General features: G+C 51.7%; 1 protein-coding gene. It reads right to left on the reverse strand.

Translation table 11 applies throughout. The features are described 5' to 3' along the window. Positions 1-266: 266 nt before the first annotated feature. Positions 267-503 (reverse strand): tetratricopeptide repeat protein (locus NZ653_10215; protein MCS7287488.1); only part of this gene is annotated, 237 nt, incomplete at its 5' end.

Below are 503 nucleotides of genomic sequence, written 5' to 3' on the forward strand. Positions count from 1 at the left end.
AGAAGCTTCCCCAGGAGGAAGGGGAAAAACTGCGGAGAAAGATCCTCGGAGGCGTTTGCATTGCCTATCCTGCGCCCGAATCCCCTTAAACTGTCCGGGGATAGCTTGATTTTGCTGGGGGCTCTTTAAAAACGTTTAGCTGGCCGGGCAGGCCTGAAGCCTATGGCTCGTTGGGTAGAAGCTAATTGCAATCATCTTCCTTACTGACATCCCCACATCTGAGCCAGCTCCTGGGCTCTTTGGAGGGCATGCTGGGTTTCTTTATATCAGCGAGGTGTAGCCTTTGGGGTTAAGAAACGCAAAGCCTCTGCAAAAGCCTGTATAGCGGCTTTTAGATAGGTGCACCGCTGTTCCAGCTCCTCTTCAATTTCCGCCCAGTATAGCCAGGTTGTCCCAAGATTTTTCTGGGTTATGGCATAATCAAAGGGTGCGTTTTCCGGAGTATAAAAGCGCAGGGCCTCTTTGCAAGCACTGATGGCCTTTCGGAGGTTCTCCACAGGCTC

The organism is Anaerolineae bacterium (assembly GCA_025062375.1).
GTDB lineage: Bacteria > Chloroflexota > Anaerolineae > SpSt-600 > SpSt-600 > SpSt-600.